A 15,647-nucleotide genomic window follows, 5' to 3' on the forward strand; every position below is an offset into this window, starting at 1 on the left:
GGGGGGGGGTGGGGGGGGGGGGGGGGGGCGGGGGGCGGGGGGGGGGGGGGGGGGGGCGGGCGCCCCCCCCCCCCCCCCCCCCAAAACCCCCCCGGCCCCAACAGGGGGGGCCGGTCGAGACACCGGAAAACCGTGCGGGTTACTGGCTGAACAGGCGCCGGGTGGCCGGCGACCCTGCCGGAATCCCGGCCTGTTCGAGTTTCGCGTAGAGCGTCATCAACTGCTTCTCGATCGCGAGCAGCGCGCTTTCCGGCAACGGACGGCGGCCGTCGTCGACCACCCGTCCGCCGATGCGCTCAGCCAGCGATTTCGCGTAGTCGCACATCAGCCGGAACGGCAGGATGTCTTCGTCGGCGACCGGCACGTCGAGCACCAGCGTGATCATCTGGCCGCCCTTGTAGGTGAGGTCGTCGCGCAGGAAGTTGGTGTCGCCGAACTGCAGCATGAACACCGGGCTCTGGCGAGCGTCGAGCTTGACGAACCGCGTGCCGTCGCGCGAGAGCAGCAAGCCGTCCTGCGACGCCACCGCCTGCACGTAGTTCGCCGACCAGGGCGCGCCGTCGGACAGCACGTTGATCGACAGTTGCGCATCGCACTGCGCGGCGAAGCCGTCGAGCTCGCGCGCCATTGCCACCGTTTCGAGCATGTCCGGGAATTCCGGCGATGCATCGAGCGCGTCGGCGAATTGCTGCACGCCGGTCACGAACTCCGAAAACTCCAGCTCGTTGAGTGCGCCGCTGCGATTGGCGAGCTGCGCGGCCGCACGCAATTCTTCATAGCGCGCGCCGTTTTGCAGCAGCTCCCACGCCCCGCCTTCGAGCTTGCCTTCGATATGCACCGGCTTGCTGCCGGCGCGGCGCAGGCGCTGCGCGAGCGGAATCACCTTGTCGCCGGCAACCGGGCCGTTCAGACGGATCGGCACGATGCAGTCGATCCGCCGATCGACGATGGCCGGCGGCGCCGACGAGATCGTCGTGGCGGCAGGCAGAACCGGTTCGGCCCGCTCGTTGTCCTCGCGTGCGGTGTCATGGGCGGCCGGCGCCGGCTTGCCCTCACCGGCCTCGGCCGTATGAACATGCTCGCCTTCCGCTTCGGCCACGCCCTCGGCTTCCGGAAAGCCGTTCGGCGTGACGGTGTCGGCCTGAATATCGGCCGGCGTGTCGAGCGGCGCGATGGGGCTGCCGCCGAACGTCGGCTCGACGCGCGCCTCAGCCGTTTCCGTCGGCGCATCGGAATTCACCACCGGTTCGCGGCGCGTAGTCGGCCGGGCCGGTTCGATGAACGGGCTCTGCTCCTCCTGATCGTCCCGCGCGAAACTTTCAGCGGTCTCGGCCGGCATGGGGCGCGGCATCCTGCGACGCACCTTCGCGCTCTGCCACGCGTTGTACACAACCACGCCCCCGACCACCACGGCACCCGCGCCGATCAAACCGAGTGTCAACTCGTCCATGCATGCTCCATCAGCAATTCTTTTATCCGCGCGGCTATGCGCCCGCTCCACGTGTCGCGCGGCCTGCCATGCAAGCCGCTGCGCTGAACGCGGACGCCCGCGAAGGCGTTAACTCAAACGATATTCTGGGCGAAACCGGCCGCCGTTTCCATGTCGACCGCGACGATGCGCGACACGCCCTGCTCCTGCATGGTCACACCGATCAACTGTTGCGCCATTTCCATCGCGATCTTGTTGTGCGAGATGAACAGGAACTGGGTTTTGTCCGACATCGCCCGTACGAGGTTCGCGAAACGTTCAGTGTTGGCGTCGTCGAGCGGCGCGTCCACTTCGTCGAGCAGACAGAACGGCGCCGGATTCAGCTGGAACATCGCGAACACCAGCGCGGTGGCGGTCAGCGCTTTCTCGCCGCCCGACAGCAGGTGAATGGTCGAATTCTTCTTGCCCGGGGGCTGCGCCATCACCTGCACGCCGGCGTCGAGAATCTCGTCGCCGGTCATGATCAGCTTCGCCTGACCGCCGCCGAACAGACGCGGGAACAGTTCGCCGAAATGACGGTTCACTTCGTCGAAGGTGCCTTGCAGCAGCGTGCGCGTTTCGGCGTCGATCTTGCGGATCGCGTCTTCGAGCGTTTCGATCGCGCTCGTCAGGTCGGCCGATTGCGAGTCGAGGAAGAACTTGCGCTCGGTGGCCGCTTTCAGCTCATCGAGCGCGGCCATGTTGACCGGCCCGAGCGCGACGATCGCGTTGTTGATGCGCGTGACTTCGCCTTGCAAATACGACGGCTTCATGTCCGGCGTGAGCTTGGCCTGCAACTCCGCCTCGTCGACGCCCGCCGCCGCGAGCTGCTCGATGAACTGCTCGCCGTTCAGGCGCGCGGCCTGCTCCTTCAACTGCAATTCGTTGATGCGCTCGCGCAGCGGCTGCAGCGCGCGCTCGGTGGCGAGGCGGGTTTCGTCGGCGGCGCGCAGCTTGGCGGTCAGATCGTCCAGTTCGAGGCGCGCGGCGTGCAGCGCCTCTTCCTTGACCGAACGGATGTCGAGCGCGTCCTGCAAGCCAGTGTGCGCGGTCTGCTCGTTGATCGTCTCCAGCTCGGCGCGCGCGTCTTCCAGCGACGCCGCGACACGCTCGCTCTGCTCGTGCGCGACCTGGATGCTGCGCTTCAGTTCGTCGATACGGTTCGCCATGTTGCGCGCGGCGAAGCGCGCGTCGGTGGCACCACGGTCGAGGTCACGCGCCTGGCCGCGTGCGGTGGTCAGTTCTTCGTCGAGCGCTTCGAAGGCCAGTTGGTGATCTTCGAAACGCGCCTGCAGTTCGGCCAGTTCGCCGTCGTGCCGCTCGAAGTTCGCCTCCGATTCCGCACGCATCGCGCGCTGCTCTTCGATCTGCGCGGTGATCTCTTCGAGCTCCTCGCGAATCTGCGTGCTGCGCTGCGTGTAACGCTCGTGCGCCTGGGTGAGCTTGAGCACATCCATCTGCAGCGCGTGCACGCGCTGCGTCGCGCGCTCGGCCTGCTGGCGCACATCGGTCAGCGCCTGCGCGGCTTGCGTGTGCGCGGCTTCGGCGCGGATCGCGGCGGCCTTCGCCTCATCCGCGAGCAAGGCCTGCGCGCGCACCTGGCGCGCGAGGTTTTCGATTTCCTGCTGCCGGGCCAGCATGCCGGCCTGTTCGGAATCGGCTGCATACAGTTGCACGCCGACGCGCGTCACCACATGCCCCGCCTTCACGACGAACGAGCCGCCTTCCGGCAATTGCGAACGCATGCCAAGCGCCTGCTGCAGGTCGTCGGCGACGAATGCGAGGCCGAGCCAGTCGGTTAGCACCGCGCGGATGCCCGCGTCGTCGATGCGCACGAGCGACAGCAGCGGCCTCAACGCGGGCGGCGCGGCGGCCGGCTGACCGGCGACCGGCGGCGCGTAGAACGCGAGCTTGGCGGGCGGCGCGTCGGTGGCGAACGCCTTGACCCAGTCGAGGTTCGACACTTCGAGCGCCGCGAGGCGCTCGCGCAGCACCGCTTCGAGCGCGGTCTCCCAACCGGCTTCGACGTGCAGCTTCTTCCACAGACGCGGTAGGCCGCCCAGTTCGTGCTTGTCGAGCCACGGCTGGATCTTGCCTTCGGTCTGAACGTTTTCCTGCAGCTGCTTGAGCGCGGCAAGGCGCGCGTCGAGCTGATGAATCTGCGCGCTTTCGGCCTGCACGCGTTCCTGCGCGGTGCGGCGTTCGGCGTCCAGACGCGGCAGCGTTTCCTGCGCGTCGGTGAGACGCGCCTGCGCGTCGTGCAGAATCTCTTCGTGCTCGGCGAGCTGCATGCGCAGGTCTTCGAGCTGGGCTTCGTCGGGCGCGTCGAGGCCGCCCGCTTCCAGCTTCAGGCGCTCGTGACGCTGCTGCAGCTGCTGCAACTGCTGATCGGCATTGCGCTGATGCGCGGCTTCGAGCTTCAACGCCTGTTCGGTCTGCGCGATCCCGCCGCGCTCCGCGTTCAGCTCCGTTTGCGCATCGCGCCAACGCGCTTCGAGCGCGGGCATCGCGTCGTGCTTCGCGGCGGCTTCGTCTTCGGCGAGCGCGGCTTTTTCTTCGACGACGGCCAGTTGCTCTTCGGCGTCTTCGATGTCGCCCTGCGCCTTTTCGGCTTGCGACTGCCACTGCTCACGCTGCGCGGTCAGCGCGGCGATCTGCGCCTGCACGCGGTTGCGCGATTCGACGATGAACTTGATCTCGGCTTCGAGGCGGCTGACTTCCGAGTTCGCCTCGTACAGCGCGCCTTGTGCGCCCTGCATCGCATCGCTCGCGGAGTAATGCGCGACCCGCAGCGTTTCGAGTTGCGCTTCGACTTCACGCAGCTTCGCGGTTTGCGCCTCGAGGTCGATCTGCGCCTGTTCGATCGCGCGTTGCTGGCGTTCCTGCTCGCCGCCGGCTTCGTTCTTGCGCAACAGCCACAAGAGACGCTGCTTCTCTTCGCCGTCGGTCTGCAGTTCCTTGTAGCGCGTGGCGACCACCGCCTGGCCTTCGAGCTTCTCGAGGTTGGTCCCCAGCTCGCGGACGATGTCCTCGACCCGCGTCAGATTCTCGCGCGTGTCGTGCAGACGGTTCTCGGTTTCGCGGCGGCGCTCCTTGTACTTCGACACGCCGGCGGCTTCTTCGAGGAACACCCGCAACTCTTCCGGCTTCGCCTCGATCAGGCGCGCGATCATGCCCTGCCCGATGATCGCGTACGCGCGCGGCCCGAGGCCGGTGCCGAGGAAGATGTCCTGGATGTCGCGGCGGCGCGCCGGCAGATTGTTGATGTAGTAGCTCGAGGTGCCGTCGCGCGTGAGCACGCGCTTCACGGCGATTTCGGCATACTGGCCCCACTGGCCGGCGGCACGGCCGTCGGCGTTGTCGAACACGAGTTCGACGCTGGCGCGGCTGCCGGGCTTGCGCGCGGTCGAGCCATTGAAGATCACGTCCTGCATCGATTCGCCGCGCAGCTCGGAGGCGCGCGATTCGCCGAGCACCCAGCGCACGGCATCGATGATGTTGGACTTGCCGCACCCGTTCGGTCCCACCACGCCAACCAGCTGGCCCGGGACCTGGAAATGCGTGGGATCGACGAATGACTTGAAGCCAGCGAGTTTGATCGAGGTCAGACGCACGGCGATTTCGCTGTTTGAAAAGGGAAAATGATAAGTGGCTCGTGAAGGCCGCGTGAGCCGTTCGCCGTTAAGGCGAAGCAGCCCGCGATCCATCGCGACACGGGCGCCGGCGGCACGCGGTCAGACATGCGCCGGCCAATGAGGGGCAATCATACCATCGCACGCGGGCGATTCTTACCGCCCTTATGGTCGTCGCGACCGGCATCGCGCGCGTCGTCGAGGCTCGCGTCCCCGGTGGCCGGATCGGGCGGCACGGCCTTGCTCCGATGCACCCAACTCGACAGCGCCGACGCCAGCACGATGCACACGCCGCCGGCCCATTCGCGCGGGCCCGGCGTCTCGCCGGCGAACAGCCACGCGGACAACGCGGTGACCACGATCTCGAACAGCATGATGATCGATGCGCGATTGGCCGGCACGCGCGCGAGCCCGTACTGCACCAGCATATTGTTCGACGCCAGCAGCAGACCGAGCCCGAGCACGAGCCACGCGGCGGTGCCCAGATGCGCGCCGGTGGGCGGCGCGGGCATTGCTTCGAACAGCGACGCGCAGGCGCTGAAGAGCGCCGCGCCGCCGAAGATGGTCGCGGTGCGCATCTCCGGCTTCATGTCCGGCAGCACGCGGCTCGTCTTGAGAATCAGCACGTTGCTCATCGCGAAGCCCATGCCGCCTGCGAGGCCCGCCCATTCGGCGAGATTGCCGGGCAGCGGAATGCCAAGTTGCGGCGACCACAGCATGGTCATCGCGCCGGCCAGCGACAGCGCCGCGAGGCCCGCGCCCGCCCATGTCAGCCGCTCGTGCAGAATGAAGTGCGCAAAGAGCGCGGTCCACGCCGGGGTGAGATAGAACAGCAGCAGCACGCGCATCACCTGGCCGTGAATCGAGCCCCACACGAAGCCGAGATTGGTGACGCCCGCAGCCAGCGCGAGCGTCGGCAGCAGCCAGTGCCAGCGCACCGTCTTCAGCGCGCGATGGCGCACCAGCAGCACGAACAGGCAGCCGGCGGCGCTTGTCAGCGCGCTGGCCGCGGTGCCGGTGACGCCGAGCGCCGCGAGCATGCGCAGCGGATACCAGATCATCCCCCATACCGATGCGCCCAGCATGATCGCGAGCGTCGGCCAGCCGTTGCGAAGCCAGTGGGTCATCGCGCGGGGCTCCCGGTCTTGCCGTCCACGAATGCGGCGGGTGTCCGTCCGCGTCGTGCGGCTGTCTCCTGAACTACTGCGTACATTGCTGCTCCTGCTGCTTTTCTTGCGCGAACCGTGTGCGGCTCGCGTCGTTCCCGCTGCAACGCATTCGCTGCGCCGCCTGGCGGGTTGCGCCGCTGCCTGGCGGCGCGATGTCTTTCGTTTGCTGCGCGGTGTGTTGCGCGACATGGCGGGGAGGCAGCCGCAATTGGCGGCGCGCGCCGCCGTGCCATGCCTGACGACTGCTCGCCGATTGCCTGACGGCTGCTGGTCGGCCGCGCGCCGCCTGCCGGCCAGCTCGCCTTCCCTCGCCTCGCGATGCCCGCCACGTTGTCCGCCGCGTCATGCGCGCCACGTTATAATCATCCGCTTGCCGACGCTACCGGCCGGTCCGCCCCGCGCTTGACCGGGCTGCGCCACCGGTGCGCGTGCCGCGCTTCTTCCAGCGCTTCTTCCAGTATCCATCTGCGCCCATCTTCGATCAGGCTCGATCCGCCCAGTGAACCCGCTACTCGATTCCCTTCAGTCCTACCCGTTCGAAAAGCTGCGCGTCCTTTTCAAGGACGTTACGCCGCCCGCCGGCCTCGCGCACATCAGCTTCGGCATCGGCGAGCCGAAACATCCGACGCCCGCGCTGATCCGCGACGCCGTGGTGGCCTCGCTCGGCGGCCTCGCCGCGTATCCGGCCACGCTCGGAACGCCCGCACTGCGCGAATCGATCGCGAACTGGGTCACTCAGCGCTACAACCTGCCGCCGCTCGATCCGGCCACCCAGGTGCTGCCGGTGTCGGGCTCGCGCGAGGCGCTGTTCGCGCTCGCCCAGACCGTGCTGGACCCGCAGCGCAACGGCGGCGGCGAACCTGCGATCGTACTCTGTCCGAACCCGTTCTACCAAATCTACGAAGGCGCGGCGCTGCTAGGCGGCGCGCAGCCGTACTTCGTCAATAGCGATCCGGCGCGCAACTTCGCGTGCGACTACTCGGCCGTGCCGGCCGACATCTGGGCCCGCACGCAACTGCTGTACGTCTGCTCACCCGGCAACCCGACCGGCGCCGTGCTCACGCTCGACGACTGGCGCGAGCTGTTCGCGCTGTCGGACCGCTATGGTTTCGTGATCGCGTCGGACGAGTGCTACTCGGAAATCTATTTCGACGAAGCGAATCCGCCGCTCGGCGGCCTGGAAGCCGCGCACAAGCTCGGCCGCGGCTTCGAGCGGCTGGTGATGCTGTCGAGCCTGTCCAAGCGCTCGAACGTGCCGGGCATGCGCTCGGGCTTCGTCGCCGGCGACGCGGCGATCCTCAAGGCCTTCCTGCTGTACCGCACCTACCACGGCGCGGCGCTCTCGACGGTGTTCCAGAGCGCCAGCATCGCCGCGTGGAACGACGAAACGCACGTGCGCGAGAACCGCGCGAAGTACGTGCAGAAGTTCTCCACCGTCACGCCGATGCTCGCCGGGGTGCTCGACGTACGCCTGCCGGACGCCGCGTTCTACCTGTGGGCAGACGTCTCGCGCACCGGTCTGTCGGACACCGAGTTCGCCCAGCGCCTGTACGCCGACTATAATGTGACGGTTCTGCCGGGCTCGTTCCTCGCGCGTACCGCGCACGGCGTGAACCCCGGCCGCAATTTCGTGCGCCTCGCGCTCGTCGCCGACGTCGACGAATGCACCGAGGGCGCGCAGCGGGTCGTCGATTTTTGCCGCGCGCTCGCCGGTTGAGTGTCGCGAGGCCGTCCGTTCCCCGGAACCTCGCAACCGAACTCCCGGCGCATCGCATCCCCTCTTCAGACTTCAACTCTTCAGAAAAGCACGCATATGTCGCAACAACTTCAGCAGATCATTGACACCGCCTGGGAAAACCGCGCCGACCTGTCGCCGAAAGCCGCTCCGGCCGACGTGCGCGAAGCCGTCGCCCACGCGATCGAGCAACTGGACAAGGGCGTGCTCCGCGTCGCCGAAAAGAAGGACGGCGACTGGGTCGTCAATCAGTGGCTGAAGAAAGCCGTGCTGCTGTCGTTCCGCCTCGAAGACAACGCGCCGATGCCGGCCGGCGGCTACAGCCAGTTCTACGACAAGGTGCCGTCGAAGTTCGCCAACTACACCGCTGAAGACTTCGCCGCCGGCGGCTTCCGTGTGGTGCCGCCCGCGATCGCGCGCCGCGGCTCGTTCATCGCGAAGAACGTCGTGCTGATGCCGTCGTACACCAACATCGGCGCCTACGTCGACGAAGGCACGATGGTCGACACGTGGGCCACCGTCGGTTCGTGCGCGCAGATCGGCAAGAACGTGCACCTGTCGGGCGGCGTGGGCATCGGCGGCGTGCTGGAGCCGCTGCAGGCGAACCCGGTCATCATCGAAGACAACTGCTTCATCGGCGCGCGCTCGGAAGTGGTCGAAGGCGTGATCGTTGAAGAGAACTCGGTGATCTCGATGGGCGTGTACCTCGGCCAGAGCACCAAGATTTACGACCGCGAAACCGGCGAAGTCACGTACGGCCGCATTCCGGCGGGCTCGGTGGTGGTGGCGGGCAACCTGCCGTCGAAGGACGGTTCGCACAGCCTGTACTGCGCGGTGATCGTCAAGAAGGTCGACGCCAAGACCCGCGCGAAGGTCGGCCTGAACGAGCTGCTGCGAGGCGATTGATGGCGCGCGGCACGAAAACCGTCGTCTACGGCATCCCGAACTGCGACACCGTGAAGAAGGCCCGCGTGTGGCTGGAAGAACACGGCGTCGAGTTCGAGTTTCACGACTTCAAGAAGGCCGGCGTGACCGAGCCGCTCGTGCAGGACTGGCTGAAGGACGTGAAGCTCGACGCGTTGCTGAACCGTCGAGGCACGACGTGGCGCGGTCTGTCCGACGACATGAAAGCGGCCGCGGACACGCAGCCGGGCGCGATCGCGTTGATGATCCACAAGCCGTCGGTGATCAAGCGGCCGGTACTGGTGGTCAACGGGCGCGTCAAGTCGCTCGGTTTTTCCGCGGACGAGTACGCGGCGCTGTTCGCGTAATCCGACGCGTGTGACCGAACGCAACACGCGGAACGGGTAAGCAAGAGCAAGCAGTAAGCGCGGCACACGCCGCGTGCGTCAAACGCTGTTGCCGGCTGCGGTGATCAACCGCCAGCCGGCATTTTTTCATTTCAAAGTGGCTCGTATTGAATCCATGTCCGGCACCCTCGCCCTTACCGAACAACTGATCGCGCGCGCGTCCGTCACGCCCGACGACCAGCATTGCCAGCGCCTCCTGATCGAACGCCTGTCCGCGCTCGGCTTCGAGCACGAAACGATCGAATCGAACGGCGTGACCAACCTGTGGGCCGTCAAACGCGGCGTCGACGGCACCAGGGGCAAACTGCTCGCGTTCGCAGGACACACCGACGTGGTGCCGACCGGGCCGCTCGAACAGTGGCACTCGGCGCCGTTCGAGCCGACCCGGCGCGACGGCAAGTTGTACGGCCGCGGCGCGGCGGACATGAAGGCGTCGATCGCGGGCTTCGTGGTGGCGAGCGAGGAATTCGTCGCGGCGCACCCCGCACATCGCGGCTCGATCGCGTTCCTGATCACGAGCGACGAAGAAGGCCCGGCCACCGACGGCACCGTCAAGGTCGTCGAAGCGTTGCAGGCGCGCGGCGAGCGTATGGACTACTGCATCGTCGGCGAACCGACGTCGAGCGCGCAGTTCGGCGATATGGTGAAGAACGGCCGGCGCGGTTCGATGTCGGGCAAGCTGATCGTCAAAGGCGTGCAAGGCCATATCGCCTATCCGCATCTGGCGAAGAATCCGGTGCATCTGCTTGCGCCTGCGCTGGCCGAGCTGGTGGCCGAACGCTGGGACGACGGCAACGAATACTTCCCGCCCACCACGTGGCAGGTGTCGAACATCCACAGCGGCACCGGCGCGACCAACGTGATCCCCGGCCACGCGGACGTGATGTTCAATTTCCGCTTCTCGACGGCCAGCACGGTCGAAGGTCTGCAGGCACGGGTGCATGCGATCCTCGACAAACACGGCCTCGAATACGATCTGCAATGGAACGTGAGCGGCCTGCCGTTCCTGACGCCGCGCGGCGAGTTGTCGAACGCGCTCGCGAAGGCGATCAAGGACGAAACCGGCGTGGCCACCGAACTGTCGACCACCGGCGGCACGTCGGACGGCCGCTTCATCGCGCGCATCTGCGAGCAGGTGATCGAATTCGGCCCGCTGAACGCCAGCATCCACAAGATCGACGAACATATCGAAGTCGCACACATCGAGCCGCTGAAGAACGTGTATCGCCGCGTGCTCGAACAACTGATCGCCTGACCAAGGACTATTCGCGATGACGCTTCCGTTTTCCACTGTCCGCGACCTGCTGCGTTTCGCGGTGTCGCGCTTTAACCAGGCCGAGTTGTCGTTCGGCCACGGCTCGGCCAACGCGTACGACGAAGCCGCCTACCTGATCCTGCACACGCTGCATCTGCCGCTCGATCTGCTCGATCCGTTTCTCGACGCGCGCTTGAGCGCGGCCGAGATCGACGCAGTACTGAACGTGATCGAGCGCCGCGCCGCCGACCGCGTGCCGGCCGCGTACATCACGCAGGAAGCGTGGATGCACGGCTTTCGCTTCCACGTCGATGAGCGCGTGATCGTGCCGCGTTCGTTCATCGGCGAATTGCTGCAGGACGGTCTGCAACCGTACGTGGAAGATCCCGAACAGGTGAGCGCCGTGCTGGAACTGTGCACCGGCTCCGGATGCCTCGCGATTCTCGCGGCGCATGCGTTCCCGAACGCGGATATCGACGCGGTGGATCTGTCGGCGCCCGCGCTCGAAGTCGCGACGCGCAACGTGACGGACTACAAGCTCGACGACCGCATCGCGCTGTTCGAAGGCGATCTGTATGCGCCGCTCGCCGAGCGCCGCTACGACGTGATCATCAGCAATCCGCCGTACGTGAACGCGGCGTCGATGCAGGAACTTCCCGCCGAATACAAGCACGAGCCGGACATGGCGCTCGCGGGCGGCGCGGACGGCATGGACATCGTGCGTCGGATCATCGCCGAGGCACGCAACTGGCTGACCGAAGACGGCGTGCTGGTGGTCGAGATCGGCAACGAGCGCGCGCACGTCGAAGCGGCGTTTGGCGGTCTGGATCTCGTGTGGCTGTCGACCAGTGCCGGCGACGACAACGTGTTTCTGATTCAGGCGGCGGATCTGCCAGTCTGAGGTTCCGTCGGCTAGTGGTGTAGGCGCGGTGCGGGTAGCGCCGCGCCGCTTCGCCAACTCTTCGCGAGCTTATGCAATTCGACCTGCTTCACGTCGGCCCGCTGGTCGCTCTCGCCCACATCCTCGGCGTGATCGCGGCATGTCACGCGATTCTCAACACCCGCACATCACAAGGCGCGATTGCGTGGGCCGTGTCGCTCGTCGCGATGCCTTATCTGACGCTGGTCCCTTACCTCTTCCTCGGGCGCAGCAAATTCGCCGGCTATGCGGACGCGCGCCGCGTCGAAAATGAACTGCTGCGCACGCGTGCTCATCCACCGGAATGGGGTACGCAGGCTTCGTCGGCGGGATTGCCGACGCAGCAGCTCGGCGGCAGGTTTGCGCATTCGCTCACGCGTCTGGGCGGCATGCCGTTTTTGCCGGGCAATTCCGTGCGCACGCTGGTGAATGGCGCCGCAACGTTCGAGGCCATTTTCGACGCGATCGGGAACGCGCGTCACTACGTGATCGTGCAGTTCTTCATCGTGCGCGACGACGCGCTCGGCGAGATGCTCAAGGACGCGCTGATCGCCAAGGCCAGCCAGGGCGTGCGCGTCTACTTCCTGTACGACAGCATCGGCAGCTTCGATCTGCCGCACCGCTACGTCGCGGCGCTGCGCGCGGGCGGAGTCGAGATGCATCCGTTTGCGACCAACCGCCGTTTCGTCAACCGCCTGCAACTGAACTTCCGCAATCACCGCAAGATCGTTGCGGTGGATGGTGAGCGAGCGTTTGTCGGCGGCCATAACGTGGGCGTCGAATATCTCGGCGGTAGAGCTCCGCTGTCGCCGTGGCGCGATACGCATATCGAGGTGCGCGGCCCGGCGGTCGCGAGCATCCAGTTCGTTTTCACCGAGGACTGGCACTGGGCCACCCAACAGTTGCCTGAATTCGCTATGCCCGCAGCGACACCCGGCGACCCTTCCAGGAACGAAGGCATGCACTGCCTCGTCGTGCCGAGTGGTCCGGCCGACAAGCAGGAGACCTGTTCACTCTTCTTCGTCGAAGCGATCAATGCGGCGCGCGAGCGCGTCTGGATCACCACGCCTTACCTCGTGCCCGACGAAGCAGTGTTCTCGGCACTGCGGCTCGCGGTGCTGCGCGGTGTCGACGTGCGCATCCTGATTCCGTGCCGGCGCGACCACCTGGTGGTATTCGCCGCTTCGAAGCTGTATGCATACGACTCGCTGCGCGCGGGCATCCGCATCTTCCGCTACCAGCCGGGCTTCCTGCATCAGAAGGTCATCCTGATCGACAGCGTGGCCGCCGCGATCGGCAGCGCCAATCTCGACAACCGCTCTTTCCGGCTGAACTTCGAGATCATGGTGCTGACCGTGGACCACGGCTTCGCGCAGGAAGTCGAAACGATGTTGCTGAACGATTTTGCCGAGTCGCTCGAAATCGATCGCAACGAATACCGGCACGCGAGCGCGCTGCGGCGCGTGCTAATGCACGTGGCGCGGCTTTTTTCACCGATCCTCTAGGGGTCCTGGAAGCGCCGCGCCACCGCCTCAGCGTCTCACAACAGCTTTTCGATATCCTCTGTAATCGCTTCAGGCTTGGTGAGCGGCGCATAGCGCTTCACGACATTGCCGTCCCGGCCGATCAGAAACTTGGTGAAATTCCACTTGATCGCCTCGAGCCCCAGCAACCCCGGCGCCTCGCCCGTCAGATAGCGAAACAGCGGATGCGCGTTCGCGCCATTCACGTCGATCTTGTCGAACATCGGAAAGGTCACGCCGTAGTTCTTTTCGCAGAAACTGCCGATCTGCGCGGCGTCGCCCGGCTCCTGCTTGCCGAACTGGTTGCATGGGAAACCGAGCACCGCCAGCCCGCGCGCGGCATAGGCGTCATACAGCTTTTGCAAGCCCGCATACTGCGGCGTGAATCCGCATTCGCTCGCCGTATTGACGATCAGCAACACCTTGCCTTGATACTGCGTGAGGCTCACTTCCTCGCCGCCGAGCGTGCGTGCCGAAAACGAATAAATCGATGTCATGTGCTCTCCCCGTGAAAGCCGTCAGTCTATGCCAAAAGCCGCGCCACAACAGTCGTCCGAATGGCCGATCCCCGCTGAGCGCCCGGTGTCACGCCGGGCAGTCTAAAATAGCGGTTTTCTTCAGCCGGCCTCTTCGTGATCCGCTTTAATCAGTTCAGCCTCGCGCGCGGCACCAAGCCGCTCTTCGACAACACCACGTTCACCCTCAACCCCGGCGAAAAGGCCGGCCTCGTGGGGGCGAACGGCGCGGGCAAGTCGACGCTGTTTGCCGTGCTGCTCGGCGAACTGCATGCGGACGGCGGCGATTTTTCCATGCCGCCCACCTGGCGCATCGCCCACGTCGCACAGGAAACGCCTGCCGCGGACAAGACCGCGCTCGACTACACGCTCGACGGCGACGCCGCGTTGCGTGCGATCGAGGCGCGCATCGCCGCCGCCTCCGCCGCGCACGACGGTGCGGCCGAAGGCGAAGCGCACGCCGCGTTCGCGGACGCCGACGGCTACACCGCGCCCGCGCGCGCCGAAGCGTTGCTGCTCGGTCTCGGCTTCACGCTCGAACAGACGCGCGAGCCGGTCAGCAGCTTTTCGGGCGGCTGGCGCATGCGGCTGAATCTCGCCCAGGCGCTGATGTGCCGCTCCGATCTCCTGCTGCTCGACGAACCGACCAACCACCTGGACCTCGACGCGATCGTCTGGCTCGAAGACTGGCTGCATCGCTATGCCGGCACGCTGATCGTGATCTCGCACGACCGCGAATTTCTCGACTCGGTCTGCAACGTCACGCTGCACCTCGAACAACAGCAGATCAAGCGTTACGGCGGCAACTACTCGCAATTCGAAGTGCTGCGCGCGCAGCAGATTGCGCTGCAACAGAGCGCGTACGAAAAGCAGCAACGTACGGTCGCGCATCTGCAGAGCTACATCAACCGCTTCAAGGCGCAGGCCACCAAGGCGCGCCAGGCGCAGAGCCGCGTGAAGGCGCTCGAAAAGATGGAGCTGATCGCGCCCGCGCATGCAACGTCGCCGTTCACATTCGAGTTCCGCGCGCCCGACTCCGCGCCGAATCCGATGATGGTGATGGAAGACGTGCGCTGCGGTTACCACGGCGAAGAAGGCGTCGAGATTCCGATCGTCGACCACGTGATGCTGTCGATCCAGAACGGTCAGCGCATCGGCCTGCTCGGCGCGAACGGCCAGGGCAAGTCGACGTTGATCAAGACGCTCGCCGGCACGCTCGAAGCGCTCGGCGGCCGCGTGCGCGAAGGCAAGGGGCTGCGTATCGGCTACTTCGCGCAGCATCAGCTCGAAACGCTGCGCGCGGACGACACGCCGCTGCAACACCTCGCGCGTCTCGCGCCGGACACGCGCGAGCAGGAACTGCGCGATTTCCTCGGCAGCTTCAATTTTTCCGGCGAGATGGCGACCTCGAAGATCGCGCCTTTCTCGGGCGGCGAGAAGGCGCGCCTCGCGCTCGCGCTGATCATCTGGCAGAAGCCCAACCTGCTGTTGCTCGACGAGCCGACCAACCACCTCGATCTCGAAACGCGGCACGCGCTAACCATGGCGCTCGCGCAATTCGAAGGCACGCTGATTCTGGTATCGCACGACCGCCACCTGCTGCGAGCCACCACCGATCAGTTCATGCTGGTCGCGAAGCACCGTCTGACTGAATTCGACGGCGATCTCGACGACTACCGCGACTGGCTGCTGCAACATGCGGCCGAGCAGCGCGCGGCGCTCAAGGCGGGCACGGCGGCCAATGGCGCGAACGGCGGCGCGGACAGCGGCGCCGATAGTGGCGTGAATCGCAAGGAGCAGCGCCGCCTCGAAGCGGAAACGCGGCAGAAGCTCGCGTATCTGAAGAAGCCGCTGCAAAGCCGCATCACGAAGATCGAAAAGGAAATGGACGCGCTCAACACGGAGAAGGCGGCGCTGGATGCGTTCGTCGTCGATCCGGCCAGCTACGAACCCGAGCAGAAAAACAAACTGACGGAGGCGATCCGCCGTCAGGCAGATGTGAACGCGCGCCTCGAAACGCTCGAAGCCGAATGGCTCGAGACTCACGAGGAACTCGAACAAATCGGCTAGCGGCACGCAGTTTCCGGTCCGCGCCGGCACCGACGAGAGGTTGGCTTTGTC

The 15,647-nt window shown here is 66.1% G+C and carries 11 protein-coding genes; 7 read left to right on the forward strand and 4 right to left on the reverse strand.

The genetic code is table 11. From position 1 onward, the window contains the following. Positions 1-139: 139 nt before the first annotated feature. From PQQ53_RS11265 to PQQ53_RS11275, 3 genes are all read right to left on the reverse strand, one after another. Positions 140-1,450, reverse strand: coding sequence for a cell division protein ZipA C-terminal FtsZ-binding domain-containing protein (locus PQQ53_RS11265; RefSeq protein WP_408324127.1), 1,311 nt, complete (start codon positions 1,448-1,450; stop codon positions 140-142). A gap of 113 nt (positions 1,451-1,563) precedes the next feature. Then, entirely contained in the window at positions 1,564-5,082 is a 3,519-nt protein-coding gene (smc, locus tag PQQ53_RS11270; RefSeq protein WP_408324129.1) for a chromosome segregation protein SMC, read from the reverse strand. Between the two features lie 149 nt (positions 5,083-5,231). Continuing rightward, the gene (locus tag PQQ53_RS11275; RefSeq protein ID WP_408144197.1) at positions 5,232-6,227 is read right to left on the reverse strand and encodes a DMT family transporter; all 996 of its coding nucleotides are present in this window, start codon (positions 6,225-6,227) and stop codon (positions 5,232-5,234) included. 541 nt (positions 6,228-6,768) lie between these two features. Between PQQ53_RS11275 and dapC the strand changes: the two genes are divergently transcribed. The 6 genes from dapC to cls all read left to right on the forward strand — a co-directional run bounded on the left by dapC (position 6,769) and on the right by cls (position 12,993). Continuing rightward, entirely contained in the window at positions 6,769-7,986 is a 1,218-nt protein-coding gene (gene dapC / locus PQQ53_RS11280; RefSeq protein WP_408324131.1) for a succinyldiaminopimelate transaminase, read from the forward strand. A 96-nt stretch (positions 7,987-8,082) separates the two neighbouring features. Next, positions 8,083-8,910 carry a 2,3,4,5-tetrahydropyridine-2,6-dicarboxylate N-succinyltransferase gene (gene dapD / locus PQQ53_RS11285; RefSeq protein WP_201643054.1) on the forward strand — a complete coding sequence of 276 codons (828 nt, stop codon included), beginning with the start codon at positions 8,083-8,085 and terminating at the stop codon, positions 8,908-8,910. Next, positions 8,910-9,275: an ArsC family reductase gene (locus PQQ53_RS11290; RefSeq protein ID WP_006053008.1), complete on the forward strand. Its 366-nt coding sequence runs from the start codon at positions 8,910-8,912 to the stop codon at positions 9,273-9,275. The genes dapD and PQQ53_RS11290 overlap by 1 nt, the downstream gene beginning before the upstream one ends. A 154-nt stretch (positions 9,276-9,429) precedes the next feature. Continuing rightward, a complete protein-coding gene (gene dapE / locus PQQ53_RS11295) occupies positions 9,430-10,569 on the forward strand; it encodes a succinyl-diaminopimelate desuccinylase (RefSeq protein WP_408157096.1) in 1,140 nt (379 codons plus the stop codon). A gap of 16 nt (positions 10,570-10,585) precedes the next feature. Then, entirely contained in the window at positions 10,586-11,470 is an 885-nt protein-coding gene (prmB, locus tag PQQ53_RS11300; RefSeq protein WP_408144191.1) for a 50S ribosomal protein L3 N(5)-glutamine methyltransferase, read from the forward strand. 71 nt (positions 11,471-11,541) lie between these two features. Then, positions 11,542-12,993 carry a cardiolipin synthase gene (gene cls, locus PQQ53_RS11305; protein ID WP_408144189.1) on the forward strand — a complete coding sequence of 484 codons (1,452 nt, stop codon included), beginning with the start codon at positions 11,542-11,544 and terminating at the stop codon, positions 12,991-12,993. A 35-nt stretch (positions 12,994-13,028) separates the two neighbouring features. Here cls and PQQ53_RS11310 read toward each other — a convergent pair whose 3' ends face one another. Then, entirely contained in the window at positions 13,029-13,508 is a 480-nt protein-coding gene (locus tag PQQ53_RS11310; RefSeq protein WP_408144187.1) for a glutathione peroxidase, read from the reverse strand. 135 nt (positions 13,509-13,643) lie between these two features. On the opposite strand from PQQ53_RS11310, the gene PQQ53_RS11315 reads away from it, so the two are divergent. Further along, entirely contained in the window at positions 13,644-15,596 is a 1,953-nt protein-coding gene (locus tag PQQ53_RS11315; protein WP_408157016.1) for an ATP-binding cassette domain-containing protein, read from the forward strand. Positions 15,597-15,647 lie beyond the last annotated feature (51 nt).

The sequence above is a fragment of the Paraburkholderia strydomiana genome (assembly GCF_046030495.1).
Lineage (GTDB): Bacteria > Pseudomonadota > Gammaproteobacteria > Burkholderiales > Burkholderiaceae > Paraburkholderia > Paraburkholderia strydomiana_A.